General features: G+C 62.8%; 23 protein-coding genes. 17 read left to right on the top strand and 6 right to left on the bottom strand.

Features of this window, described 5'->3' with window-relative positions; genetic code table 11:
• The first annotated feature begins 87 nt into the window (after nucleotides 1-87).
• The 5 genes from J3B00_RS13200 to J3B00_RS13180 all read left to right on the top strand — a co-directional run bounded on the left by J3B00_RS13200 (nucleotide 88) and on the right by J3B00_RS13180 (nucleotide 5,213).
• Nucleotides 88-603 (top strand): sigma-70 family RNA polymerase sigma factor, encoded by a 516-nt coding sequence (locus J3B00_RS13200; RefSeq protein ID WP_209874836.1) that lies wholly within the window; start codon nucleotides 88-90, stop codon nucleotides 601-603.
• Nucleotides 600-1,541 carry a FecR domain-containing protein gene (locus tag J3B00_RS13195; protein ID WP_348635948.1) on the top strand — a complete coding sequence of 314 codons (942 nt, stop codon included), beginning with the start codon at nucleotides 600-602 and terminating at the stop codon, nucleotides 1,539-1,541. The genes J3B00_RS13200 and J3B00_RS13195 overlap by 4 nt, the downstream gene beginning before the upstream one ends.
• 101 nt (nucleotides 1,542-1,642) lie before the next feature.
• Nucleotides 1,643-4,009: a TonB-dependent siderophore receptor gene (locus J3B00_RS13190; protein WP_209867928.1), complete on the top strand. Its 2,367-nt coding sequence runs from the start codon at nucleotides 1,643-1,645 to the stop codon at nucleotides 4,007-4,009.
• Nucleotides 4,010-4,255: 246 nt separating this feature from the next.
• Nucleotides 4,256-4,978, top strand: coding sequence for a TorF family putative porin (locus tag J3B00_RS13185; RefSeq protein WP_209867927.1), 723 nt, complete (start codon nucleotides 4,256-4,258; stop codon nucleotides 4,976-4,978).
• A 55-nt stretch (nucleotides 4,979-5,033) separates the two neighbouring features.
• Nucleotides 5,034-5,213: a DUF1289 domain-containing protein gene (locus tag J3B00_RS13180; protein WP_209867926.1), complete on the top strand. Its 180-nt coding sequence runs from the start codon at nucleotides 5,034-5,036 to the stop codon at nucleotides 5,211-5,213.
• Between the two features lie 235 nt (nucleotides 5,214-5,448).
• Here J3B00_RS13180 and J3B00_RS13175 read toward each other — a convergent pair whose 3' ends face one another.
• The gene (locus tag J3B00_RS13175) at nucleotides 5,449-7,644 is read right to left on the bottom strand and encodes an OsmC domain/YcaO domain-containing protein (protein ID WP_209867925.1); all 2,196 of its coding nucleotides are present in this window, start codon (nucleotides 7,642-7,644) and stop codon (nucleotides 5,449-5,451) included.
• A gap of 204 nt (nucleotides 7,645-7,848) precedes the next feature.
• On the opposite strand from J3B00_RS13175, the gene J3B00_RS13170 reads away from it, so the two are divergent.
• From J3B00_RS13170 to J3B00_RS13160, 3 genes are all read left to right on the top strand, one after another.
• Complete coding sequence (locus tag J3B00_RS13170; RefSeq protein WP_209867924.1) at nucleotides 7,849-8,379, top strand: sigma-70 family RNA polymerase sigma factor; 531 nt, start codon at nucleotides 7,849-7,851, stop codon at nucleotides 8,377-8,379.
• Nucleotides 8,376-9,335 (top strand): FecR domain-containing protein, encoded by a 960-nt coding sequence (locus tag J3B00_RS13165; RefSeq protein ID WP_209867923.1) that lies wholly within the window; start codon nucleotides 8,376-8,378, stop codon nucleotides 9,333-9,335. The genes J3B00_RS13170 and J3B00_RS13165 overlap by 4 nt, the downstream gene beginning before the upstream one ends.
• Before the next feature lie 246 nt (nucleotides 9,336-9,581).
• Nucleotides 9,582-11,924, top strand: a complete 2,343-nt coding sequence (locus J3B00_RS13160; RefSeq protein ID WP_245362800.1) for a TonB-dependent siderophore receptor — start codon at nucleotides 9,582-9,584, stop codon at nucleotides 11,922-11,924.
• 260 nt (nucleotides 11,925-12,184) lie between these two features.
• On the opposite strand, the gene J3B00_RS13155 is transcribed toward J3B00_RS13160, so the two are convergent.
• Nucleotides 12,185-13,900, bottom strand: coding sequence for an FAD-dependent oxidoreductase (locus J3B00_RS13155; RefSeq protein ID WP_209867921.1), 1,716 nt, complete (start codon nucleotides 13,898-13,900; stop codon nucleotides 12,185-12,187).
• On the bottom strand, nucleotides 13,897-14,751 hold the full coding sequence (locus tag J3B00_RS13150) for an IclR family transcriptional regulator (protein ID WP_209867920.1): 855 nt from the start codon (nucleotides 14,749-14,751) through the stop codon (nucleotides 13,897-13,899). Before J3B00_RS13150 ends, J3B00_RS13155 begins: the two co-directional genes overlap by 4 nt.
• A 316-nt stretch (nucleotides 14,752-15,067) precedes the next feature.
• Here J3B00_RS13150 and J3B00_RS13145 point away from each other — a divergent pair, with 316 nt between their 5' ends.
• Together J3B00_RS13145 and J3B00_RS13140 are read left to right on the top strand one after the other, a co-directional pair.
• Nucleotides 15,068-15,892: a sugar phosphate isomerase/epimerase gene (locus J3B00_RS13145; protein WP_209867919.1), complete on the top strand. Its 825-nt coding sequence runs from the start codon at nucleotides 15,068-15,070 to the stop codon at nucleotides 15,890-15,892.
• Between the two features lie 56 nt (nucleotides 15,893-15,948).
• Nucleotides 15,949-16,995, top strand: coding sequence for a Gfo/Idh/MocA family oxidoreductase (locus J3B00_RS13140; RefSeq protein WP_209867918.1), 1,047 nt, complete (start codon nucleotides 15,949-15,951; stop codon nucleotides 16,993-16,995).
• 33 nt (nucleotides 16,996-17,028) lie between these two features.
• On the opposite strand, the gene J3B00_RS13135 is transcribed toward J3B00_RS13140, so the two are convergent.
• Entirely contained in the window at nucleotides 17,029-19,836 is a 2,808-nt protein-coding gene (locus J3B00_RS13135) for an amino acid adenylation domain-containing protein (RefSeq protein WP_209867917.1), read from the bottom strand.
• 319 nt (nucleotides 19,837-20,155) lie between these two features.
• Between J3B00_RS13135 and J3B00_RS13130 the strand changes: the two genes are divergently transcribed.
• A complete protein-coding gene (locus J3B00_RS13130; RefSeq protein WP_209867916.1) occupies nucleotides 20,156-21,079 on the top strand; it encodes a sensor domain-containing diguanylate cyclase in 924 nt (307 codons plus the stop codon).
• Nucleotides 21,080-21,101: 22 nt separating this feature from the next.
• Here J3B00_RS13130 and J3B00_RS13125 read toward each other — a convergent pair whose 3' ends face one another.
• Complete coding sequence (locus tag J3B00_RS13125; protein ID WP_209867915.1) at nucleotides 21,102-21,743, bottom strand: DUF1109 domain-containing protein; 642 nt, start codon at nucleotides 21,741-21,743, stop codon at nucleotides 21,102-21,104.
• Entirely contained in the window at nucleotides 21,730-22,317 is a 588-nt protein-coding gene (locus J3B00_RS13120; protein ID WP_209867914.1) for a sigma-70 family RNA polymerase sigma factor, read from the bottom strand. Before J3B00_RS13120 ends, J3B00_RS13125 begins: the two co-directional genes overlap by 14 nt.
• 192 nt (nucleotides 22,318-22,509) lie before the next feature.
• On the opposite strand from J3B00_RS13120, the gene J3B00_RS13115 reads away from it, so the two are divergent.
• The 6 genes from J3B00_RS13115 to J3B00_RS13090 all read left to right on the top strand — a co-directional run bounded on the left by J3B00_RS13115 (nucleotide 22,510) and on the right by J3B00_RS13090 (nucleotide 26,442).
• Complete coding sequence (locus J3B00_RS13115; protein ID WP_209867913.1) at nucleotides 22,510-22,797, top strand: DUF2282 domain-containing protein; 288 nt, start codon at nucleotides 22,510-22,512, stop codon at nucleotides 22,795-22,797.
• Nucleotides 22,798-22,831: 34 nt separating this feature from the next.
• Entirely contained in the window at nucleotides 22,832-23,647 is an 816-nt protein-coding gene (locus tag J3B00_RS13110; protein WP_209874833.1) for a DUF692 domain-containing protein, read from the top strand.
• Nucleotides 23,644-24,402 carry a DNA-binding domain-containing protein gene (locus tag J3B00_RS13105; protein WP_209867912.1) on the top strand — a complete coding sequence of 253 codons (759 nt, stop codon included), beginning with the start codon at nucleotides 23,644-23,646 and terminating at the stop codon, nucleotides 24,400-24,402. The genes J3B00_RS13110 and J3B00_RS13105 overlap by 4 nt, the downstream gene beginning before the upstream one ends.
• 8 nt (nucleotides 24,403-24,410) lie before the next feature.
• Nucleotides 24,411-24,878 (top strand): DoxX family protein, encoded by a 468-nt coding sequence (locus J3B00_RS13100; protein ID WP_209867911.1) that lies wholly within the window; start codon nucleotides 24,411-24,413, stop codon nucleotides 24,876-24,878.
• Nucleotides 24,879-24,973: 95 nt separating this feature from the next.
• Nucleotides 24,974-25,492, top strand: a complete 519-nt coding sequence (locus J3B00_RS13095) for a sigma-70 family RNA polymerase sigma factor (RefSeq protein WP_209867910.1) — start codon at nucleotides 24,974-24,976, stop codon at nucleotides 25,490-25,492.
• Nucleotides 25,489-26,442, top strand: a complete 954-nt coding sequence (locus tag J3B00_RS13090; RefSeq protein WP_348635947.1) for a FecR domain-containing protein — start codon at nucleotides 25,489-25,491, stop codon at nucleotides 26,440-26,442. Before J3B00_RS13095 ends, J3B00_RS13090 begins: the two co-directional genes overlap by 4 nt.
• Nucleotides 26,443-26,476: the final 34 nt, after the last annotated feature.

Genomic DNA, 26,476 nt, shown 5'->3' with positions numbered 1-26,476 from the left:
CTGACGCCAGCCCGCGCCTTGCAATCGTCAGGCAACATTGCCACCATTGAGAATAAGTGTCATTCACCAAGGCAGCCGCGCGTCGTGATGGTCAGTCAGTCCCCCAACTCCGAATCCCGTCGTCAGGTCTTGCACCGCCTGTTCGGTGACCATCACGGCTGGCTGCTCGAACGCTTGCGCCTGCGCCTGAACTGCCGCGATGACGCCGCTGACCTGGCGGCCGAAACCTTTGCCCAGGTCGTGGCCATGCCCGACCCGCAGAGCATTCGCGAGCCCCGCGCATTGTTGAGCACCATCGGCAAGCGGCTGATCTTCGCCCGCTGGCGACGCAGCGATATCGAACGCGCCTACCTCGAAGCACTGGCCGCCGAACCCCACAGCAGCGCACCGTCGCCGCAGGAGCACTGGCTGGCGATGGAAGCGCTGATGGAAATCGATCGCCTGCTCGACGGTCTCTCCTCCAAGGCCCGCGCTGCGTTTCTGTACAGCCAGCTCGACGGCCTGACCTACGCGCGAATCGCCGAAGAGCTCGGGGTGTCGGTCACCCGCGTCCATCAGTATGTGGTGCAAGGGCTGACCGCCTGCTATCGGGCGGCATCGTGAGCGGCTTGCCAGCAGCAGTCGCCCAAGCCATCGAATGGCATGCACGACGCGCCTCCGGGACCTTCGATGACGCCGCGCAGCAACAGTTGCAAGCCTGGCTCGACGCCGATGCCAGCCACCGCGATGCCTGGTTGTCGTTGCAACAGCAACTGAACCGCACCTTTGCCCCGCTCGCCTGCAAACAGGCAACGAGGCACGCCTTGCGCAGTGTCGACCATAGCCGCCGATGGCTGCTGCGCGGCGCCCTCGGCCTGGGCGCCATGGCCGTCGGCGGCCACCTGCTGACCCTGCCTGGCGGGCCGCTGCACACCCGCTGGGGCGCCGACCTGCGCACCAGCACCGCCCAACGCCGGTCGTTCCGCCTGGAAGACGGCTCGTCCCTGCTGCTGAATGCCGAGAGCTCGATCGACATGCAATTCCAGCCCCAGCAGCGCCGTATCACACTCCTGCGTGGGGCGGTGTTGGCCGAGGTACAGAGCGACCCGCAGCGACCCTTCGTGCTGGCCTGCCCGTGGGGCGAAGCCTGGCTCGATGGCGGCAGCTGCCTGTTGTCTCGCGACGGCCACCAGGCCCAGCTCTGGGCCATGAGCGGTGTGCTGGAGTTACGCGCACCGCAGCATCGACAAACCCTCGTCGCCGGCCAGGGGCTAGCCTTCGACGGCTACAGTTGGCAACCCATTGCTGCCCGCCACACCAACGAACGGAGCTGGACCAACGGCCTGCTCGAAGTGCATGACCAGCCACTGGGCACCGTTATCGACCACCTCAGGCCGTATCACCATGGGCTGTTGCGGGTCTCGCCACGCGCAGCAGCCTTGCGCATTTCCGGGATCTTCACCCTGGATGACAGCCTGGGAGCACTGGCAGCGCTCAACGACGTCCTGCCTTTGCGAATCGAGCACTACCTGGGCCTGTGGACACGCATCGACCACAGCTGATTATTTTTTCGGTTACCCCTGAAAAAACCTCGAGCTCGCGTCACATACCAAGCAGAACCGCGCACCCAGCGCGTCCCGCCGAGCATCTTGTCGAGTTCACCATGCATTCAAACACCTTGTTCCCTCTGCTGATCAGCGCCTGCCTGGCCAGTGTGCCGGCCCTCGCGGCCGAGTCCGTACACGACTACAACCTGGCCGCAGGCCCGCTGGCCAACAGCCTGATTGCCATCGGCCAGGTGAGCGGCCGCCAAGTGCTGTTCGTTCCGGCCGACGTCGAAGGCCTCTATGCGTCTGCCGTGCGAGGCCGCTTGAGTGTGCGCGAGGCCCTTCGCCAGAGCCTGCAGGGGACTGGCCTGAACATGCTGGTGACCGCCAGCGGTGCACTCAGTGTGCAGGCGGCGGCCAGCGGCGATGGCCTGACCCTGGATGCCACCAGCATCGACGCCAACCGCCAGGCCCTGCAGGGTGATCAGCAAGATGGCTACCTGGCCCGCAGCACCACCGCCGGGACCAAGACCCGTACCGAACTGGTGAAAATCCCCCAGTCGGTATCGGTCGTCACCCGTGACGAGCTCGACGACCGCAAGAGCGACAACCTGTCCGACGCCCTCAAGTACACCCCCGGTTTCACCAGCCAGCCGAACAGTTTCAGCCGCGTCGCCGACGACTATACCTTGCGCGGCTTCAACGTCGGTGCGGGCACCGGCGGTATTCTGCGCGATGGCATGAAACTGCAGTCCAACCCCTATGACGGCAGCGTCGAAGCCTACGGCCTGGAGCGTGTCGAGGTGCTCAAGGGCGCATCCTCGGTACTGTATGGGCAGCTCTCGCCGGGCGGCATGATCAATACTGTGAGCAAGCGGCCGACCACCACGCCGCTGCATGAAATCGGCCTGGAAGTGGGCAATTATGATCGCCGCCAGTACACCGTCGACTTCGGCGGCCCGCTCGACGACCAGGGCCAGTTCAGCTATCGCCTGACCGGTCTGTGGCGCGACAGCAACACCCAGGTCGACCATGTCGGTGATGACCGTCGCTATATCGCCCCGGCGTTCACTTGGCGTCCCGACGACGACACCGTGCTGACGCTGTTGGCCAGCCATCAGGAAACCTTTACCGGTTTCTCCCCGCCGATGAGCTATCAACTGAGCAGCTATGGCAATGGCGCTGGCTACAAGATCGGCCGTAACCAGTTTGTCGGCGAGCCTGGCTACGACCACTTCAACAACCGCATGGATACCCTCGGCTACCTGTTCGAGCACCGCTTCAATGAGCACCTGAGCCTGAACAACAGCCTGCGCTACTTCCAGGCCAATACCGACTGGAACTACCTGATCCCGCTCTCGGTGAGCGGCAGCCAACTGCTGCGCCGCTACAGTGCTCGCGAAGAACGCTCGACCGGCTGGACCAGCGACACCAACCTGAACATCACCTTCGACCAGGGCCGCGTGCAGCACGACCTGCTGCTCGGCGTCGACTACTACCACAAGACCTACGACTCGCACCGTTTCATCAGTGCCAGCTTGGCCCAGCTCGCGCCCTCGCTCGACCTGGCCAACCCGCAACACACCGGCGTCGGGCCCAATACTGCCGCCGACAGTGGATCAGACCTGCACAGCCGGCAGATGGGGGTCTACCTGCAAGACCAGATCACCTTCGACGACCACTGGGTACTGCTGCTCGGTGCCCGTCAGGATTGGGCAGATAGCGTCACCACTACCTTCGCCAACGATAGCCGGGCAAGCCGCAGCGACAAGAAGGCCACGGGCCGTGTCGGCCTGGTGTACCTGGCCGACAACGGCCTGGCGCCGTACGTCAGCTACAGCCAGTCGTTCCAGCCGGCCAGCGTCAGCAACCCGGCCTTTGGCAATGCCTTTGCACCTTTGGAAGGCGAGCAGTATGAAATCGGCCTGCGCTACCAGCCGCCGGGTACCGAGGCGATGTTCAGTGCGGCGGTCTACCAACTGGACCAGGACAATTCGCTGAGCCTGGACACCCTCACCAACACCTACGTGCAATACGGCAAGACCCGCTCCAAGGGGCTGGAACTGGAGGCCAAGGGCAACCTGACCGACGCGCTTGAAGTGAGCCTGGGCTACGCCTACACCGATACCCATGTGCTGCAGGACCAGACAGCCAGCAACGTCGGCAAGCGCATTGAAGGCGTGCCGTATCATAGCGCCAGTCTCTGGGCCAGCTACCGGCTGACCTCGCTGGGCCTGGACAAGCTGCGCCTTGGCGCAGGCGCACGTTACACCGGTACCACGCGCACGACGCCTGGCGTGTATGAGGGCAAGATCCCCGCCTACACCCTGGTCGATGCGCTGATCAGCTACGACGTGGATGCCCATTGGCAGCTGCAGGCCAAGGCGCAGAACCTGTTCGACAAGAAGTACCTGTTCTGCAACACCACCTGCCGCTATGGCGATGAACGCAGTGTGATTGGCTCGGTGACCTACCGCTGGTAGAGGGTCTGTGCAGACCAACTGCCAGCACCGATAATCGAGCCCTGTAGGAACGAGCTTACCCCGCGAAACCGGCAGGGCCGGTGCCATACACCACGATGGCTGCCCGGCCTCTTCGCGGGGCAAGCCCGCTCCTGCAGGTAGGCGGCGCGCTCGCCAGCTTGATTAACCCTGACCAACGGTCTCCCCTCCTGCAACTGCGGCAGGTATCCTCTGCCCCTCTAGAGCGGGCTTTCCAGGACGGTGACCATGATCAGGCCGCTTTTGCTGCTCAGTGCAGCCACCTTCGTGTTCAGCCCGGCGCTGCACGCGCAACAGATTCAGCGCCAGTTGGGCGACTTCGACTTCAAGCTAGGCACCACGCCTTCACGCACGATGGCTCAGGGCTTGATCTCGCCGAGTGCCGTCGGCTCGTTCCACGGTGGCCTCGACCTCAGCCATGCCAGCGGCTGGTACGTCGGCCAGTACGCGCCGAGCATGGGGTTGTCGCCCGACTCCACCCTGCGCCTGGACAACTACCTCGGCTACAAGCACCACTTCGATACCAGTCTGGGCTACGAAGTGGGCATGATCCACTACAGCTACCCGAACCTCTCCGGCAACGACAGCTACGCCGTGTATGGCGGCCTCTCGCTGCTCGGCAGTCGCTTGGGCGGCGCACTCAACGACAACCCCGACAACCGCACCGGAACGCTGTTCGCCAACCTCGGCCAACTGCCGCTGCTGGAGGTCGACCTGACCGTCAAGTTCGCCCACCACCGCCTGGGTACGCCCTTCACCATCGGCGATGGCAGCCAGGTCGATACCTTCAACGACTGGTCGCTGGAGCTGTCACGCCCCTGGCGCGGCATGGACCTCAACCTGATCTACAGCAACTCTGACTTGAGCGGCGGCGGCTGCGATGCCTACGGCGGGATCAACACCTATTGCGAAAGCATGCTCACGCTCAAAGCGCAGCGCAGCTTCTTCTGACACCGAACCGGCCCGGCGCGCAGCGGTCACACTGACATGAGCGAGGACGACACGTGTGGCCAAAGACGCTGACAACCCCTGCACCTCCAACTGCAAGATCCGCGACGAAATCTGCGTGGGTTGTGGGCGCAGCAAAGACGACATCCGCAAATGGAAACGGATGAAGAAGAGCGAACGCATCGAGGTGGTGCACAAGGCCAAGGCGCGCCTGAAGGCCTTGAAGAAGCGCAAGTGAACGGCCCGTGATGCTGACTAAACGCTGGGATTTCTGATCGCCCTGGCGTGGGATCGTGGGCTTGAGGCATGCCCGCTCCCTGTAGGAGCGGGCTTGTCCCGCGAAACCGGCGAAGCCGGTGCCATCCCCCACGGTGGCTGGACTGGCCTCTTCGCGGGACCAGCCCGCTCCTACAGGGTTTCGCTAAATCAACGCGTTAGCGTTAGCTCTATGAGAACGGCCCCGCAGTCGCACCTCAGCCGGCGAACTTCGCCCGCGCTGCGTGCAGCTTCTTGTAGCTGTCGACCAGCCGCTGGTGCCGGTCGAGGCCTTCCAGCTTCATGCTGGTCGGGGTCAGGCCATGGAAACGCACACTCCCCGCCACCGAGCCAAGCACCGCGTCCATCCGCGGGTCACCGAACATGCGGCGGAAGTTGACCTCGAAGTCTTCCATTTCCAGCTCATCATCCAACACCACTTCCAGCACCACGTTCAACGCCTGGTAGAACAAGCCGCGCTCGACCGTGTTGTCGTTGAACTGCAAGAACGCCTCGACCAGCTCCTTGGCCTCCTCAAAGCGCTTCAAGGCAAGCTTGATCAGCAACTTGAGTTCAAGGATGGTCAGCTGGCCCCAAGCCGTGTTGTCGTCGAACTCGACGCCGATCAACGTGGTGATGCTGGTGTATTCGTCGACCTCGCAGTTGTCCAGACGCTTGACCAGCGCCTTCAGGCTACGGTCGTCCAGGCGATGCAGGTTGAGGATGTCTTCGCGGAACAGCAAGGCCTTGTTGGTGTTGTCCCAGATCAGGTCTTCGACCGGATAGATCTCGGAGTAATCCGGCACCAGGATACGGCAGGCGTTGGCACCCAATTGGTCGTACACCGCCATGTACACTTCCTTGCCCAGCCCCTCGAGGATGCCGAACAGGGTCGCGGCCTCGGCTTCGTTGGAATCTTCGCCGTCGCTGGTGAAGTCCCACTCGACGAACTCGAAGTCGGCCTTGGCACTGAAGAAGCGCCACGAGACCACACCGCTGGAATCGATGAAGTGCTCGACAAAGTTGTTCGGCTCGGTCACCGCGTGGCTTTCGAAGGTCGGCTGCGGCAAATCGTTGAGGCCTTCGAAGCTGCGCCCCTGCAGCAGTTCGGTGAGGCTGCGCTCCAGCGCCACTTCAAAGCTTGGGTGCGCACCAAACGAGGCGAACACGCCGCCGGTGCGGGGGTTCATCAAGGTCACGCACATTACCGGGAACTCACCACCCAGCGAGGCATCCTTGACCAGCACCGGGAAGCCCTGCGCTTGCAGGCCCTCGATCCCGGCGAGGATCGCCGGGTACTTGGCCAACACCGCTGGCGGCACATCCGGCAAGGCCAGCTCGCCTTCGAGAATCTCCCGTTTGACCGCCCGCTCGAAGATCTCCGACAGGCACTGCACCTGGGCTTCGGCCAAGGTGTTGCCGGCACTCATGCCGTTGCTCAGGTACAGGTTCTCGATCAGGTTGGACGGGAAGTACACCACCTCGCCATCCGACTGGCGCACGAACGGCAGCGCGCAGATGCCGCGTTTGACGTTGCCCGAGTTGGTGTCGTACAGGTGCGAACCGCGCAGCTCGCCGTCGGGGTTGTAGATCTCCAGGCAGTACTCATCGAGGATTTCGGCCGGCAGTGCATCCTTGGCGCCCGGTTTGAACCAGCGCTCGTTCGGGTAGTGCACGAACGCGGCGTTGGCGATGTCCTCGCCCCAGAACTGATCGTTGTAGAAGAAGTTGCAGTTGAGCCGTTCGATGAACTCGCCCAGCGCCGACGCCAGGGCGCCTTCCTTGGTCGCACCCTTGCCGTTGGTGAAGCACATCGGCGAATGCGCATCGCGCACATGCAGCGACCACACGTTGGGCACGATATTGCGCCACGAGGCAATTTCGATCTTCATGCCCAGGCCAGCGAGGATCCCGGACATGTTGGCGATGGTCTGCTCCAGCGGCAGGTCCTTGCCGGCGATGTAGGTGCTCGCCTGTGTATCGCTGTCGAGCATCAGCAAGGCCTGGGCATCAGCGTCGAGGTTGTCCACCTCTTCGATGACGAACTCCGGGCCCGTCTGCACGACTTTCTTCACCGTGCAGCGATCGATGGAGCGCAAGATGCCCTGACGGTCCTTGGCAGAAATGTCCGCAGGCAGTTCGACCTGGATCTTGAAGATCTGGTTGTAGCGGTTTTCCGGATCGACAATGTTGTTTTGCGACAGGCGAATATTGTCGGTAGGGATATTGCGCGTTTCGCAGTACAACTTTACGAAGTAAGCCGCGCACAGCGCCGACGAGGCCAGGAAATAATCGAACGGACCCGGCGCAGAACCATCGCCCTTGTAGCGGATGGGTTGATCGGCCACCACCGTGAAATCATCGAACTTGGCTTCAAGCCGAAGGTTGTCGAGAAAATTAACCTTGATTTCCATGCGGGATTACCATGCCAAGTAGCAAAACGAAATGGCCGCCATTATCCGGATTTTTCCCCCGGAAGTCTTCGCCGATCAGTACCGACCAGCAGTTGCCAGCGGTCAGCTCTGGGCGAGTGGTGTGTATAAGGAAGAAAGGTTGCACAACAAACACCACGCCTCATAAACTGATAATGAATCCCAATTGCATTTTTGAGCCGTGTCATGTCGAGCCCCAGCCCACTGAACCGAGAGGTGCACACCCTCTATCAGCAAAACCACCGCTGGTTGCTGGGTTGGCTGCGCCCGCGTGTCGACTGCCGGGAGCTGGCCGCCGACCTGGTGCAGGATGTCTTTATCCGCGTGTTGAGTGCCAAGGACGCGCAGGCCCAACTGCAGGCGGTGCGCGAGCCCAAGGGCTATCTGGCAACCATTGCCCGGCGCTTGATGATCGACCACTTCCGTCGCGCCCGGCTCGAGCGCGCCTGGTTGCAGGCCCTGGCCGAGCAGCCCGAAGCGGTCGCCATCAGTGAGGAAACCCGGGCAATCCTGCTCGAAAGCCTGTGTGAACTGGACGCCATGCTTGCAGGCCTGGGGCCCAACGTGCGACGCGCGTTTCTCCTCTCGCAACTGGACGGCATGACCTACAAGGCGATTGCCGAGCAACTGCAGGTCTCGGTGGTCAGCGTGACCCGCTACATTGCCAAGGCCACCCAGCACTGCGTGCTGTTCAGCCTCGGGGCGCTGGACGGATGACCACCCTGCACGCCCAGCAACGCGCCGCCCTGGAACAGGCTGCAGGCTGGTTCAGCACACTGCAATGCGAGGATGTCTCGCCCGCCGACCAGGCCGGCTGGCAGACCTGGCTGGCCAGCGATGCGCACAACCGCTGGGCCTGGGCGCAGATCCAGCAGTTGCAACAGCGCTTGCACGGCATGCCCGCGGCCTTGACCGGGCGCGCACTGACCCTCGCCGATCAGACCGCAGGCAGCGGCCGGCGCACGGTGCTCAAGGGCCTTGCCCTGGCCATGGGCAGTGGCATGCTCGGCTATGCCAGTTATCAGCAAGGGCAAAGCGCGGGCTGGCTGGCTGCCTATCGGACGCGCACAGGCGAGCAACACAACGTGGTGCTCGCCGATGGCTCACAGTTGCAGCTGAATACGGCCACTGCTGTGGACGTCGCGTACAGCCGACGTGAACGGCGAGTGATCCTCCGTCAAGGCGAGCTGATGCTGACCAGCGCCGCCGATCCTGCGCGCCGGCCGCTGTTGGTGCAGACCGAGCAAGGCAGCGTGCAGGCGCTGGGCACGCGTTTCTCGGTGTTGACTGACGGTGCCATTACGCGGGTGGCCGTTTTCGAGCATCAGGTGCGCATCTCTCCACTGGGGGCAGCTGCGGTGATTATCGAGGCGGGGAGCCAATGCAGTTTTGCCAGCCAGCACATTCGCGCGCCGCAGCCGGTCTCGCCGGGGCAGGATGGCTGGAGCCAAGGGGTGCTGGTGGCCAATGACCAGCGACTGGACACGTTTCTCCTTGAGCTGGGCCGCTACCGCGCTGGCTGGCTGCGTTGCGATCCGGCCATTGCCGGCCTGCGCATCAGTGGCGCGTTCAATGTGCATGACACCGAGCAGGCCCTGCAGGCCTTGAGCACCACCTTGCCGGTGCGGGTGGTCAGGGCCACGCGATATTGGGTGAATGTCGTGCCGGGGTGACGCTGGGTCGCTCCTCCGACTTGCCCCGCGAAGAGGCCGGCGCCTGCAACCTCCAATTTAATTTCTACCCAACTGATAGTTTTTCTCGTTCCCGTTCGACTTACTCAGCGAAGGGCAGATAAGCCCACTTGCCAACACCGACGACGAGACCATCACTCCATGAGACCCCCTTTCCAGGCCGGCCGCATCGCAGCCAGTCTTCGCAGCGCCCTGCTCTACTCTGCCTTGCTGGGCCTCACTGCCGCCATGCCGGCACACGCCGATGACGGTAATGTGCGTCAGTACCACATCGGTGCCGGCGACCTGGGAGCTGCCCTGACCCGCTTTGCCAGTGAAAGCGGCGTGGTGCTGTCGTTCGACCCAACGCTGACCCGCGGGCAGGCCACCACCGGCCTGGATGGCGCCTACGCGGTCGACACCGGCCTGCAGGTGCTGCTGGCCAACTCTGGCCTGCAAGCGGTACGTGAAGACGACGGCCGCTACTCGCTGCGCCCGCGCCTGAGCGATGCCTCGGTGCTGGAACTGGGCACCACCGAAATCGTCTCGAACCAGCTGGGCACGATCAGTGAGGGCACCGGCTCCTACACCCCAGGTTCGATCGCCACCGCCACACGCCTGGTGCTGACACCACGCGAAACACCGCAGTCGATCACCGTCGTCACCCGCCAGCACATGAACGACTTTGGCCTGAACAGCGTCGACGATGTCATGCGCCACACCCCAGGCATCACCGTGTCGGCCTTCGACACCGAGCGCAGCAACTATTACGCGCGCGGCTTTTCGATCAACAACTTCCAGTACGACGGGATCCCATCGACGGCGCGCAACGTCGGCTATTCGGCCGGCAACACCCTCAGCGACATGGCCATCTATGACCGGGTCGAGGTCCTCAAGGGCGCCACCGGCCTGCTCACTGGCGCCGGCTCGCTGGGCGCGACCATCAACCTGGTACGCAAGAAGCCCACCGCGCAGTTCCAGGGCCACGCCAGCCTCGGTGTCGGTTCCTGGGACAACTACCGCAGCGAGCTCGACCTCAGCGGCCCGCTGACGGAGTCGGGTAATGTCCGTGGCCGGGCCGTGGCGGCCTACCAGGACAAGCAGTCGTTCATGGACCGCTACTCACGCAAGACCCCGGTGTACTACGGCATCCTCGAGTTCGACCTGTCGCCGGACACCCTGCTCACCGTCGGCGGCGACTACCAGGACAGCCTGCCCAAGGCCTCGTCCTGGTCAGGCAGCTTCCCGCTGATCAACGCCAACGGCGACCGCAACCACGTCTCGCGCTCGTTCAACAACGCCGCCAACTGGAGCAGCTGGGAGCAGTACACGCGAACCGTGTTCGCCATCCTCGAGCACAACTTCAGCAACGGCTGGGTCAGCAAGCTGCAGCTCGATCACAAGATCAACGGCTACCACGCGGCCATGGGCTCGATCCAGGGCAGCACGCCGAATGCCGATGGCACCTCGTCGATCACCGCCGGCAAGTACACCGGCGAAACCGTCAGCGATTCCGCCGACCTGTATGTCTCAGGTCCGTTCAGCCTGTTCGGCCGCGAACATGAGTTGGTGCTCGGCGGCTCCATCGCTACGTCCAACTGGAAGGGCAAAGGCTACTGGGACTACACCACCCGCGGCCCGAACGTGGTCGATTTCAACAACTGGCACGGCAACCTGGCCGAGCCCGATTGGGGCCCGCAGACCCAACGTATCGACGACACGGTGCGCCAGACCGGCACCTACGTCACCACCCGGCTGAACGTCAGCGACGACTTGAAGGTGTTGCTCGGCGGCCGCGTGGTCAATTACCAACTCACCGGTATCACCCCGTCCTACAAGGAAAGCGGCCGCTTCGTGCCTTACGTGGGCGCCGTGTACGACCTCAACGACACTTACTCGGTGTACGCCAGCTACACCGACATCTTCATGCCGCAGGAAAACTACAACCGCGATCGCGACGACAAGCTGCTCGAGCCGGACGAAGGCCAGAACTACGAGATCGGCCTCAAGGCCGAGTTTCTCGATGGCCGTTTGAATGCCAGCGCGGCCTACTTCGAGATTCATGAAGACAACCGCTCGGTGTCTGACGATGACTACAACAACCGTCAGCCAACCCCAAACAACTATGCCTTCAAGGGGACCCAGGCGGTCACCAAGGGCTACGAGATCGAGGCGTCCGGCGAGCTGATGCCAGGCTGGCAGGTGCAAGCCGGCTACACCCACAAAGTGGTGCGCGACGATAAAGACGTGAAGATCTCCACCTTCGAGCCGGAAGACCAGGTCACGCTGTACACCACCTACAAGCTGACCGGCGCCCTCGACCGGCTGACCCTGGGTGGCGGCGCGCGCTGGCAGAGCATGGGCTGGCAGGACATCTACAATTCGCCGCGCGGGCGCTACGAGGAGTTCTCGCAAAAGGCGTACTGGCTGGTCGATGCCATGGCGCGTTACCAGTTCAGCCAGCACCTGTCGGCCACGCTGAACGCCAACAACGTGTTCGACAAGTCCTACTACACCAACATCGGCTTCTATAACTCCGCAGCCTATGGCGAACCGCGCAACTTCATGCTGACCACGCGCTGGGACTTCTGATCCACGCGAAGGGGCCAATCCAGCCCCTGCGCTGAATGGCACCGGCTTTGCCGGTGTTCGCGGGGCAAGCCCGCTCCTACAGGGATGGCGTCGCTGTGAAGATCACTTTAAGCCTGTAGGAGCGGGCTTGCCCCGCGAACACCGGCAAAGCCGGTGCCATTCACCCTTATGGCTGGACCAGCCGCCTCGCGGGGCAATTCGGATCGCCGCACCGCCGCTCCTCCAGGGTACGCGGCGCGCTGGCAGGTTTGATGCTTGATTTAGACCGCTGCCCCCGCCGCATGCAGCCCGGCAACATAGCCAAAGGTCATGGCCGGGCCGAGGTTGATCCCACCCGAGGGATAAAACCCGCCCATGACGCTGGCCATGTCCGTGCCCACCGCATACAGCCCGGCAATCACCGCGCCGCGCGCATCCAGCACCTGCGCGTGGCCATTGGTTTTCAGCCCGGCGAAGGTGCCAAAGCTGCCCGGGCGCACCTTGACCGCGTAGAACGGGCCATGCTCGATCGGTGCCACGCAGGGGTTGCCCACGGTCACCAACGGATCGCCCTGCTTGCGGTTGTAGGGGGTCGAGCCGCGACCGAACTCAGGGTCCTCCCCCCGCCGCGCATGCGCATTGAAGGTGCGCACGGTTTCCACCAGCCCAGCGGGATCGATGCCACACGCCTTGGCCAGCGCCTCGATCGAGTCGCCACGCTGCAGATAACCACTGCGCACCGCCGGCCCCACCGGCAGCGGAAATGGGCGCGAGTAACCCAGCCCGAACCGTCGCTGGAAGCGGTGATCGCAGATCAGCCATGAGGCCACCTCTTCGCCTTCAGGGGCTGCGGCGACCATGGCGGCGGTGTAGTCGTAGTAGCCGTCGGCTTCGTTGACGAAGCGCTTGCCGGTAGACAGCACCCCGATCAGGCCAGGCTTGGCCCGGTCGATGATGTGCGGGAAATGCCCGCTGCTGCCGTCGGCATGGCGCACCAGTGAGACCGGCGCCCATGCCACAGGCGATGCAACGTCCACCTCCAGCACGCCGCCGGCCGATTCGCCAAGCGAGATACCGTCGCCCGAGCACTCCACCGGCGGCAACGCAAGGTGGTCGTTATCGCAAGGCGTACGCGGGAACAGCGCCTTGCGTCTGGCCTTGTCGTTGGGAAAGCCGCCCGCAGCCAACACTACGCCCTTGCTGGCATGAATCTCGATTGGCCCATCGGGTGTGTCGACCCATGCCCCCAGCACCCTGCCCTGTTCAGTGATCAGTTTGCGCGCCGGTGCCGACTCGATCAGCGTTACTCCAAGGTCGACCGCCGACTTGGCCAGCCGCGCCACCAGCGCCACGCCATTGACCAGGTGCATGGCGCGGCCATGCAGGAGCAGATCGCGCAAGTGACGCAAGACGCGTTTGCTCACATGCAGGAAGGATTTCAGCGAGCGGGTCATGCTCAGGAACGCGCCCAGGTCAGCGCCGGCCATGATCGGCATGCCGAGGAACGAAGTCTCTTTCATGGTCTTGCGCATGCGCCGGATCAGCGGCCCCATTTCGCGAGCGTCATACGGTGCGGCGATCACCTGGTGGCCTTGGCTCGCCGCGCCTGGGACAGTGCCGTGGATATCAGGAATGCCGTTGCCGTCCAACCACTGCACGGCGGTGTTCTGCTCAAAGAACGCCACCATGCGCGGCGCATTGTGTAAAAAAGCCTCGACCCGTTCCGCGTCGTAGCGATCACCCAGCTCATGTTTGAGGTAGGTGCGCGGCTGTTGAGGATCTTCATGGATGCCTGCACGTTTGGCCAACGGGTTGCCGGGTACCCATAGCCAGCCTCCCGACCAAGCCGTGGCACCGCCAAAGGTCGCGTGTTTTTCCACCACGATGACCTTCAAACCCTGCGAAGCGGCGGTGACCGCCGCAGCCAGGCCGGAAGCGCCCGAGCCGATCACCAGCAGGTCACAGTCAAGGCGCGTTGTTGGGGATGGATGCTTCACGCCTGGTCACCGACACGTGCGTTGCGTGCACTCAGTTGCGGGCTCATGAGGGCAGGAGAACCAGCAATCAGGTGCTGGATCTGCGCAGCCGCCGCGATCAGTGCAGGGGCAAGTTCATGCAGGCGCGCTTCGGACAACCTGAAGACCGGCCCGGCTATGCTGACCACGCCAAGCACCTTGCCGCTGGCCGGATGAAACACTGGCACGGCGATGGCCGACATCCAGTCGGCGAAGGTCTGGATCGCCAGGGCATACCCCAGGGTGCGCGCAGTCTCGATTCTGGGCAGCAGGGTTTGCGGGCTCTGTGGAGCATGCGGGCCGTACTCCTGAACGGCGCCAAAGCCCTGCTGCGCGACCAGTGCCAAGGCAGCAGCGTTGTCCATGGTCGCCAGCCAGGCATAGCCGCTCGCCGAGCACGACAGTTTGGCTTCCATGCCCATGTCCGGGTCATAGCGCAGGCCGCCGCGGGCACCTTGGGCACGTGCTACCCAGGTCAGACGGTCCTCATCGACCACCGACAGTCGCACCAGCTCGCCAACCTCGGCTGCCAGCCGGTTGAGCACCGGCTGGACAGCGTCAATAGTGCCGTCGGCACCCAAATGGGTAAACGCCAGCACCTGCAATTTGGAGGTCAGCAGGTAGGTGCCCCGCTCCTGCTCCTGACGTACGTAGCCGTTGTCACAGAGGGTGTTCAACAAGCGGTGGGTGGCACTGCGCGGGATGCGCAGCGCGTCGGAAATCTCGGTAAGCGGCACGCCTTCAACGCTGCTGGCGAGCATTTCCAGAATGGCCAGACCCCGCTCCAGCAATCCTGCGTAGGTGGTTTCGGTGGTGCTCACAGCGCTTGGCATAAGGCTCTCCTGCGTGGCGCTGATGGCGCCCTCGCCTGTCGATTCATGAATGACTGGAAAACTATTCCAGTTTCACTGTCAGTGTCAAACCGCTCGCTTTTGCAGAGTGAAAAACGCCTTGAGTCAATCGCCACAGCCCGGCTTCAGTGCGGTTATCGCCCACTGAAAACGCTGAAAATCGGATTGATCCAAGCAGGCCTGTTTTCGCTTGATTTCAAACTGGAACTCAGTTCTAACTAAAAAGACATCGGCAGCAGGTGCGCTGGACGGGCACTGAGCCAGCCGGTTTTTTTCCAATGGCGAACAAGAGTCGAGCATGAGCGATCAACTATTTTCCCTGGCTGCCCTGACCGTTCTGGAGCTTTCGCCTCCCGACATGATCGAGGTTGCAGCGCGTGCCGGTTACAGCCACGTCGGCTTGCGCTTGGAGCCAGCGACGCCCGAGGAACACCACTTTGCCCTGGTGGCGGACGCCGATCTGCGTCGCCAGACCCGCCAGCGCCTGAGCGACACGGGGATCAAGGTGCTCGACATCGAAATCCTGCGTCTGAAGCCGCATACCCGGGTCATGGACTTTGAGCAGATCCTCGAGGTCGGCGCCGAGTTTGCTGCGAGCGAGCTGTTGGTCGCGGGCAACGACCCTGATGAAGGCCGCCTGAGCGATAACTTTGCCGCCCTGTGTGACCTGGCCGCGCCCTACGCTATCCATCCCCACCTGGAGTTCATGCCCTGGACCGATGCCCGCGACCTGACCCAGGCCTTGCGCATCGTCGAGCAGGCCGGGCGCAGCAACGCCAGTGTCTTGATCGACGCGTTCCACTTCAATCGCTCCGGCTCGTCGCTGGCCGAACTGGCCGCAGCCACTGCCAACGCGCCGCAACGCTTTCGCTATGCGCAGCTGTGCGACGTGGCCGGCCCACGTCCGGATGACATGGCCGAAATCCTCCGACAGGCACGCAACGAACGACGCTTCCCAGGTGATGGCGATTGCGACCTGCACGGCCTGCTGAAGGCCCTGCCCGCGCAGATCCCGTTGAGCCTGGAAATCCCCACGCGACAGCTGATGGAGCAAGGCGTCAGTGCCTTCGAGCGGGCGCAAATGGCCCTCGACAAGGCCCGCCTGGTCTTGCAAAGCCGCTGAGCGACAGCGTTGTTGTCCGCACCGTAGAAGAACAATCAAAGCGAGGAAGCGTAGCCATGACCCGAGTGAAAATAGCGGTAGCTGGCGTCGGCGCGATTGGCCGCCGCCACATCGAGCTGATCCAGGCCAGCGCCGCCTGTGATTTGGTCGCAGTGGTCGACCCGGTAGCAGCAGACCCGGCTTACCTGGCCAGTCTGGGCGTCGCCCAGTTTTCCAGCCTGGGCGAACTCTTCGCCCAGCAGTTACCGGACGGCGTGATTCTCGCCACACCCAACGCGCTGCACGTGCAGCAGGCCATCGAGTGCATCGAGGCGAAAGTCGCGGCGCTGGTGGAAAAACCGCTGGCGCACAGTGTCGCAGAGGGCCGCCGGTTGGCTGAACTGGCCACACAGGCCCAGGCGCGCATTCTGGTTGGGCACCATCGCGCGCACAGCCCAACGCTTGCGCGTGCCCGGCAAATTATCGGTGACGGTCTCCTGGGTGATCTGGTCGCGGTGCAAGGCAGCGCCCTGTTCTACAAGCCAGATACGTATTTCGATGCGGCGCCGTGGCGGCGGCAATTGGGCGGCGGCCCGATCCTGATCAACCTGATCCACGAAATCGGCAACCTGCGCTCGTTGTGCGGCGAAGTGGTTGCGGTGCAAGCCCTGCAGTCCAACGCCGCACGTGGATTTCCGGTCGAGGATACGGTGGCGATCAGCCTGCGCTTTGCCAATGGCATGCTCGGCAGCTTCATGCTGTCAGACAGCGCCGCGTGTGCGCGCAGTTGGGAGCAGACGTCGCAAGAAAATACCGATTATGCGTTTTACGACGATGAAGACTGTTATGTCATCAGTGGCAAGCAGGGGTCGCTGTCGGTGCCGACCTTGCGCCTGAAGACCTATCCAGGCACAGAAGACCGTTCGTGGTTCACGCCATTTGAGTGCAGCACCGCAGCCGTGCAGCCGGGTGATCCGTTGGCGTTGCAGCTCGAGCATTTTTGCGCGGTGATCCGCGGCGAGGTGGCGCCATTGGTGACGGTCGATGATGGCTTGCGCAACCTGATCGTGGTCGAGGCGATTGCCGAGGCAGCGCGCACCGGTGCGCTGATCACGATCGAATGACCGCAGCTTGGCGTTGTTAGCCCGCAGGGCTGCTCAGGCCACTCGCTCGGCCCTCTTCTCCTGGCGCTTGTTGCGTGCCCGCTTCCAGCCCAGCGCAACGGTGCGCGCCAGCGTATTCCAGCAATAGCCAACGGCAATCCCGCCGACGATGGCAAGCAATAGCCCAAACAGGGGCTCATCGATGATTCGCTTGGCAATCGACTGGAACTGGAAATGGGTCAGGTAGATGAACAGGGTCGACGAGGCGATCACTGCCCCCGCCCGGGCGACAGCGCCCGGCACTGCAACTGACTTCAGCCAGATCAACGCGAGGACCGCCGGCAAGGCGATATCGATATGGCCAATTTCTCCCAGCTCCGGCCAGCCCATGGAGGCCAGGGCGACAAGGTCAAGCTCGACAATCAACAGCAGAGCCACGGCACTGGCGCCCCACTTCTGCCGGGTCGAGTCGGCGAAGTGCACCGCCATGCCGAGCACCATAATTGCCAGGTAGTGCTGGGGCACCCGGTAATACAGGGGCGATGCATCGAACACGAACAGGTTGAGGATGATATCCGCCGCCAGCAATGCACAGGAGGCGGCTAACAGCCGACGAAACGGATTGACCTTGATCGTGCTGCGCACGCGCTTGAACGACAGCGCAAGGCCGATGATCACGATCATCTGCACCAGCACTTCGATATACCAATAATGGAAATGGCCGACAGTTTGCGGCGTAAACCAGTTGGAAATCATCAACAGCGATTGCCAGTGGACCTTGTCGAATACCAGTTGGGTCAGCACGGTATAGAGGATGGTCGGTACCGCGATGCTGGCAACTGACACGGCCAGCAGGCGAGCGTCGCCGCGTTCTTCGATGGCCCTGAACTGAAACCTTGCCAAGCTGATGCCGGAGATCAGAAACAGCACCGTCGTCTCGCCACTGATGGTCCACGTCGAAAACATGTGCAGATGGCCAACCACGATCAGGATGATCGCGATCATGCGCATCAGCACTGGCAGCTCCATCGCCCGCAGTGCGGGGCTTGGCGCCTTTTGCGTGTTGGCCAGTCGGGCGAGTTCGCGTACCGGGGTAACTTCCCAGCGATCCGGCAAGTGGCCGAGCAGTTGGTCGAGCACCATCGACGCCTGGACGAAGGACAGTGAGTCGCCCCCCAGCTCAACGAAGGTCAGGTTGGCATCGATCTCCGGTACCTGGAGGATCCGCGCCCAGGCCGCACTCAGTTCCTGCGCCTGCGCGGACAACGGCTGATGACCAATGACGGTGTTGGCCACCGCCGGCAACGCGCGCGTGTCGATCTTGCCATTGGGCGTCAGTGGAATGGCGTCGATGAACACGAACGATGCCGGCAGCATGTAGTCTGGCAGTTGCCCGGCGAGCGCCTCGCGTAACTCCGCCGCCGACACCGACTGCTCGGCCACACAGTAGGCGACCAGGCGAGGCATCGAACTGTCGTGGTTGGCCACGACTACGCACTGTTTGACCCGTGGGTGGCGGACGATGGCGCTTTCGATCTCGGCCAGTTCGATCCGATGGCCACGTATCTTCACTTGGCTGTCTGCGCGCCCGAGAAAGCTGACACTGCCATCGGCCAGATAGCTACCAAGGTCACCGGTCCGGTAACAGAGGTCGCCTGGGGTACCGGTAAACGGATTGACCACGAACTTTTCCCCGGTCAGCGCCGTGTCTCGCCAATAACCCAGCGACAGATAGGGGCTACGAATCAGGATCTCGCCGACCTCACCTTCGCCGGTCTGTTGATTGGCGTCGTTGACGACCAGCAATTGCGCGCCGTCGATGCCTTTGCCCAGAGGGATGCGGGTATTGTCGGCGTGCGCATCCAGTGGATGGAAGGCCATGGCCTGCGGGGTTTCCGTCGTTCCGTAGAAATTCACGCTGACAGCGCCTGGCGCTATCGCGCGCATCTGTTCGAACAACGCAGGGCTCAGCGCATCCCCACCCCAGAACAGATAGCGCAAACACTCCAGCCGCAGTGATTTGAGCCTGGCACCGGTCTCGATCAGCCGGCCCAGCGCAGGCGTGAGGTGGATCACCGATACCTCGTGGCGGTGAATCCAGGCAGCCAGGGCCGTCGGGTCGATGAGGGTCGACTGAGTCGGGCAGATGATCTTCGCGCCAATCGACAGCGGCGTGAACACATCCCGGTACACCGGGTCATGGCCCAGCCCCGACAGCAGCGAGAAACAGTCGGCGGCGGTGAAACCATGCCGGCGCACGTGCCATTCAATGAAATGCACCAGGGGTGCGTGATGGGTGACGACACCCTTGGGTTCGCCGCTGCTGCCAGAGGTAAAGGTGATATAGGCCGGGTGATCGGGGTGGATTACGGGCAAGGCCATAGCCTGATCCCGGGCAAAAAATTGCTGCAGGGCCCCAGCGGGCGCCTCCGCCACGCGCACGACCCGTGGCACGCGATGGTGGTCAGCGGCATCGAATTCGAGGTTGGCATCGCCACACAGCAGCACAAAAGCTGGCTCGAGCGTGCGTACGATCTGTTGAACACGGGCCGTGGGGTACGCGACATCAGCAATGGTGAAGGTCTTGCCGGCCCGCAGGGCGCCGAGCATGGCATAGACCAGGCTGGCACAGCGACTGGCGACAATCACGACCCGGTCGGATGCGTCTACGCCGTGTTCAAGCAGGTATGCTGCGATGCCCTGGCTGATCTGCGCGAGCTGTCGATAGCTACAGGTTGCCCGCTCAGTGATGATGGCGGTGGCATCAGGCGAGCGCAGCGCCTGCTGCAAGAAACCCTCGAATATCGGCGCTGGGGCACGGTATTCCAGGACCAGCGTAGGGTCTGGGCGCAGATCAGGCATGATGGCTGGTTGCTCCGCACGGGTCAGTACGAGTATTGCTGCAGGCTAGAAACTGAACGCTAGTGCAGGCTGGTGACCAGCGCCAATGCTGGCAGTCGGACAACCATGAAGTGCTTTGATCCGCCAGGAGCACGGTGATGTGATCAAGTTCAAAAGCGGGCAATAACACATCGGGGAAATCTGCGCTCGCCAGACTGCCTCGTTTAGCGATGACCTGCATCCGGGCGAGGTAGTTGCGTACGCACGATCCTGTGTATGCTGTTTCGCCGCTGCGTTGTGCGACAAAACACATGATCGAGCTTCTAATCCCGGACGTCGTATGCCCGTTGACCTGCAAGCGCTTTACCCGAAGCTGATCCATTTGATGCTGGACACCGTGTTCGTCGTCGACAAAGACAACACGATCGTGTTCGTCAGCAATGCCTGCGAGGCACTGCTGGGCTACCGACCCGACGAGCTCACCGGCACCGCCATCACCCGCTACATGCATCCCGACGACCTCGAGGCAACCCGCGCCTCGATCACCCGGGTGATGAACGGCCAACCTCATTTTGACTTTCGCAACCGCTATATCCGCAAGGATGGCGGCACCGTGCACATCTTGTGGGCGGCGTTCTGGTCTGACGAAGTCGGCGCGCGGATTGGTGTCGCACGCAATGTGACCGCGCTCACCCAGGTCGAGGACGAGTTGCGCTTCCTCGCTCACCATGACCCACTGACAAAACTGCACAACCGTTCAATGTTCAACGACCGCCTGGCATTGGCCCTGAGCGCAGCGCAACGTGAGCCACGCCGGCTGGCCCTGCTGTTTCTCGACATCAATGATTTCAAGGGCATCAATGACGTCCATGGCCATGCGGCGGGCGATCAGGTGTTGTGCATGATTGCGCGGCGACTGGAGCGCTGTGTGAGCGAGGCGGATACGGTCGCACGGATGGGCGGTGACGAATTTATCGTGCTACTGACCGATGTCCAGTCAGAAGTGCAGGTCATGGCAAGCGTCGCGCAGATTGCCAAGGTCATGGATGAACCCCTTCCGCCTGAATTCGGCGCTATAAACATGCCTTCCTGCAGTATCGGTGTAGCCTGCTATCCCGCAGACGGGAAGGATGCCGATACGCTACTGAGCCACGCCGATGGCGACATGTACCGGCGTAAACGACAGCGTGCGTCTGGCCGTCAGCTACCCGACAACAGCGTTGGTACGCACTGGCCGGATAACTCGCTCGTCAATGCTGACTGAGCTGACAGCTCATGGGCTCTGTTCACCAACGCAGCACGCGTGGCCCAACAATCGCCCCCAGCGCTGTCGGTAGCAACATCCCCAGCAAATACCACACCCCCCAGAATGGCACCGCCATTTCAGGGCAGTGCAGGCAATAGACAACCGTTGCGCTAGCGCCGGCCAGCAGCCCACCCGCGGCGCCGGCCTGGCGCAGACGCGTCGGCGCCAGGCCCCTCAGGGCCCAGAACACCGCTACCAAGGTGGGCAGTGAGAGCACCGCGATGTTCAACGCGCAGGTGCGCCAGGTACGACCGAAAATCAGCTCGGCGCGGGCTTCGACTGGAGCGCCGATCAGGCTCAGCCCCGCCCCCAGCCAAACCAGCAGCAGCGGCAGACCAAGCCATTGCCACAACGCGCCCCCGCGAACGCCCGGCCTGGCCAGGCGCTGGGTCAGCCCCAGTCCAAGCAGTGCCAGACTGGCGGGCAACGCTACCTTGGCCCAGAACAAAGGGGTGCGTGCCACCTCGGCGAGGTCGGCGCGCACACCGTAGATAGCCACGAGTAACAACAGCGCAGCCAGTACGCCAGTGAGCAGTGCCAGTGCCAACCGGCGCGCCAAGGCATGTGGCTGCACTGCCCCCTCACCCGTGGCCAACAACGTAATCAGCTCATCGGTCTTCATTGTCATTCCTACCTCGGATCAGCCTGGCCAAGGCCTTCAAGCCCCGGTGTATGCCCACTTTGACCGCCGAACTGGAGAGCCCGGTGACCTGCGCCGCCTGCTCAACCGACAAGCCCTCGAGCTTGACGTGGACGATTGGCAAGCGCTGCCGCTCCGGCAAGTACTCAAGCAGTTTGAGCAAGTCGCGACTGGCCTGAGACTGCTCTTCGTCGTTGCTGGCAAACAGATCGCTATCGTCCTCAAGCAGCTCGTGCCGCGCATCGCGACGGGCGTAGGCGCGCCGGTAATCGGCCAGTTTGTAGCGAGCAATCGCTTGTACCCAAGCAGTCAGCGGCTGCTGCGCCCGATACGTGTGGCGGGCATTGTGCACCGCCAGCAGTACCTCTTGCAGCAGGTCCTCGACCTCGGCCGGGTGCTGCGGCAGGCGCCGCCGCAGAAAACCGCGCATGTGCACCGCAAGTGCCGAGAGGAACTCGCGATATGCCCCCGCATCACCTGCCAGCCCCTTCAGTAGCAGGGCCTGCAACTGCAACTCGCGGGCATGAAGCAGGTCCTGTGGGTTAGTTCGTTGCATGGGCCGCCAAGGTTACACCTTCAGTAGATTTATTCATCGCCCAGATAACCTAGCACCTACTTCCTTACGGTAGGCGCTCAGCAAGATTGCGAAAAATATTTTCGTGGGGCTGTAACCCGATCGGCGCATGCCACGAATTACTCCCTGAGCCGCCGGTACTCGACCGCGGCCCCATCCTTTGGAGACACCCCTATGAAAACCCTCGCCCTCGCCACCGCCGCCCTTGCCCTCGCTTCGCTGGCAGGCGTTGCCATGGCCGCTGAAACCACTAGCCAGCCGAGCAGTGGCGCGACCATGGAGAAATGCTACGGCGTCGCCATGGCCGGCAAGAATGACTGCAAAGCCGGCGCCGGCACCAGCTGCGCAGGCAGCGCGAAAAAAGACTACGACGGCATGCACTGGAAAAACGTACCAATGGGCACCTGCACCTCGATCAAGACGCCCAATGGCATGGGCTCCCTCACCCCGATGAAGTCCTGAGCACAGGCCAACGACCATGAGCCGAGTTACGCCAATGGGCGCCGGGCTTTCACTCAAGGCCGAACACTATGCCCAGGCCATGGCGTGCTGCGCGCAGGGGTTGTGGTTTGAAGTCCACCCGGAAAACTACATGGTCGGTGGCCCACGCCTGGCCTGGCTGAGAACAATCGCCGAGCGCCATCCACTGTCGTTGCACGGCGTTGCGCTGTCCCTGGCGGCCGACGCCGAACCGGATGCACTGCACTTGCAGCGCTTGCGCAGCTTGATCGATCAGGTTCAGCCGGTACTGGTGTCGGAGCACCTGGCCTGGTCGACCTGGCAGGGCCAGTACCATCCCGACCTGCTGCCCTTTCCCCGCAGCGACGAGGCGCTGGTGCGCATTGCGGCCAACATCCAGCGTACCCAGGATGCGCTGGGGCGCTGTATCTCCATCGAAAATCCTAGTCATTACCTCCATCTGCACGGGCACGACTGGGATGAAATCGGCTTTCTCGACGAGCTGGTCCGACGCACCGGCTGTGGCCTGCTGCTGGATATCAACAATGTCCATGTCAGTGCCCACAACCTCGGCACCAGCGCGAGCGATTACCTCGCACGCTTTCCGGTTGAGGCTGTTACTGAAGTGCACTTGGCCGGCCACAGCACGGATGCACAGGGCACACTGCTGATCGACTCGCATGACGCCAGCATCGCCGCGCCGGTCTGGGCGTTGTACCGGCAATTGATCCAGCGCATCGGTCCGCGTCCGACGCTGATCGAACGTGACGGCAATATTCCTGCGTTCACCGAGCTGCTCAGTGAGCGCGACCTGGCCCAAGCGGCCCTCGATCAGGCGGGAGGCTGGGCATGAATCTCACCCTTGGCCAGTTTCAGCAAACGTTTGTCGAGGCGCTGTATCTGCGCAGCGCACCGCAATTAGCAGGGTTGACCGAACAAGCGGCGTTCGCGGTGTACCGCAACACCGTGCTGGCGGGCTGTGTCGACGCCCTGTGCGCCAACTTCCCCAGTGTCCAGACCTTGGTAGGAAACGACTGGATGCGCAGCGTTGCCACCGCCTACGCCGAGCGAACGCCTCCCAGCGACCCGCGCCTGATCTACTACGGCGCGACCTTCCCGGCCTTTCTCGATGAGGAACTGCAAGGCCAGCACGGTCTGGTCTACCTGAGCGACGTCGCTCGCCTGGATGTCTTGTGGGGCGAAGCGTTTGCCGCTGCCAACGATCCGCACCTTGAGCTGACCGGGCTGGCCGGCATGACCGCCAGTGACCTGGCACGTAGTCAGCTCAGCCCACGCAACAGTGTGCGCTGGCGCTGGTTCCCACAGCATCCGATCTACAGCCTTTGGCGCCACAGTCGAGAAGGCCTGACTTGGCCAACTGCTCAACCCTGGGTCGGGGAAGGCGCACTGCTAAGTGGTGATGAGCAAGGTGTGGCCTATCAACCGCTGGAGATTGGCGGCTGTGTCTTTCTCGATGCCTGCGCTGCGGGCCTCTCACTGGAAGACGCGTCTCTGCTTGCCGAGCAAGCCCAACCTGACCTGGATTTTACCGACCTGCTCGGTCGGTTGTTGCATGCCCAGGTTTTCCGTCCGCTCTCATTCGAGTAAACATCAGCATGGATACCCACCACTCTCCCGCCACGCATAACGCCCTGCATCAGCACTGGAACCGCACCGCCGAGCACCTGCAGCTGATCTTGAGCGACACGGTGCTGTGCCTGGTCGCACGATTGGGCATCGCCTCGGTGTTCTTTCTCTCAGGTCGCACCAAGGTCGAAGGCTGGCTGAGCATCACGCCTGGCACTTATGAATTGTTCCAAAGCGAATATGCCTTGCCGCTCGTCTCGCCCTGGCTTGCAGCGCACCTCGCGACCTACGCCGAGCATCTGTTCCCATTACTGCTGGTGCTGGGTCTGTTTACCCGATTTTCCGCAGCGGCCTTGCTTGCCATGACCGCGGTGATCCAGGTCTTTGTCTACCCGGATGCCTGGCCCACTCACCTGTGCTGGGCCGGCCTGCTCCTGCTACTGCTCGCTCGCGGCGCCGGCGCAATGTCTCTGGACCGGCTGTTACACCTGCGCTGAGCCCTGACCTGAACGCCTAGCATCCACCAAGAAGACTTGCGAGCGCGGTAAAACATCAATAATAATGCGATCAATTACCATTTGAGACGCAGGCCATGTCGGCTGACTCCCCCGCCTTGCATGGCGCCGTCACCAAACTCTACGTTGAACACAACACCTGGCTGCGCGGCTGGCTGCACAGGCGTGTGGGCAGCGCCTGCGACGCGGCCGATCTGGTCCAGGACACGTTCGTCAAAGTGCTCAAGGCACGTAACGCTGTCGAGATACGTGAGCCGCGCCAATTCCTCTCGACGGTGGCCAAGGGGCTGATGATCGACTTGTTTCGGCGCCGCTCGCTGGAACAAGCCTACTTAGAGAGCTTGAGCCTGCTGCCGGCCCACGACGTACCGGATGTCGAAACCCAGGCGATTCTGTTCGAGGCCTTGGTCGAGGTCGACCAGATGCTCGCCGGCCTTGGCGCGCGGGTGCGCCAAGTGTTCATTCTGTCGCAGCTAGATGGCTGTACCTATGCGCAGATTGCCGCGCAGCTCGGCATCTCGCTGCGCACCGTGAATAACCATATGGCCAAGGCCATGGAGCATTGTTGCCTGTTGCAATGGCAGCAGAACCTGTGAACCAGCCACCTACCCCCGCGCAGAAAGAGGCGGTGCGCGAAGCTGCGCGCTGGTTCGCGCGTCTGTCATCCGGAAGTGCCACGCCTAGCGATCACGGGCGCTGGCAACGCTGGTACCAGGCCAGTGAACTGAACCGCGAAGTCTGGCAGCGCATGCAGGCGGTAACCCATAACATCGACGGCCTGCCTGCCCGGCTCGCATCGGCAACATTGCTGGGCGCTGGCCATGCCCGCCGGCAAGTGCTGCTGGGCATGGCTACGGTGTTCGGCGGGGCAACCCTCGGCGCGTTTGCCTGGCGTAGCGACGGGCCGCGCGCGTGGAGCGCGGACTGTCGCAGCGGCATCGGTGAGCGGCGCGAGGTGAAGTTGGCGGATGGCAGCCAGCTATTGCTCGACACCGACAGCGCAGTCGATGTGCGATTCGACGGGCAGCGGCGCCTGCTGGTGTTGCGCCGCGGTCGGGTGCTGATCACTACTGCGCGGGATGCCGCCGCAAGACCGTTCATGATCGATACCCGCGATGGCCGGGTATTGGCGCTGGGAACCCGCTTCAGTGTGTCCCAGGATGAGCACGGCAGCGAGGTGGCAGTACTGGAAAAGGCCGTGCAACTGACCGTCGACGCCAAGCCAGCGTTGCGCCTTGAGGCCGGTCAACGCGCCTCGTTCGGGCCAGCCGGCATAGGCGCAGTGCACGACAATGATGCCTCGGTTGCATCCTGGGAACAGGGCAGCCTGATTGCCATCGACCGGCCCTTGGGCCAGTTGATCGATGAGTTATCGCGCTATCGGCCCGGGGTCTTGAGGTGCGCGCCCGAAGTGGCCGGGCTGAAGGTCTCGGGGACCTTCCCCATTACCGACACCGATCTGGCCCTGACTGCGCTGGAGAGCACATTCGCCGTCGACATCGTCCGCCGTACCCGCTGGTGGGTCACGGTCAAAGCCCGCGCCTGACATTCCTGAAAATAAATCTGCGTGACGTTGCACT

Source organism: Pseudomonas sp. BP8 (assembly GCF_017875955.1).
Lineage (GTDB): Bacteria > Pseudomonadota > Gammaproteobacteria > Pseudomonadales > Pseudomonadaceae > Aquipseudomonas.
Note: the sequence above shows the minus strand (reverse complement) of the source record. Positions and strands in the feature narration are given on the sequence as shown.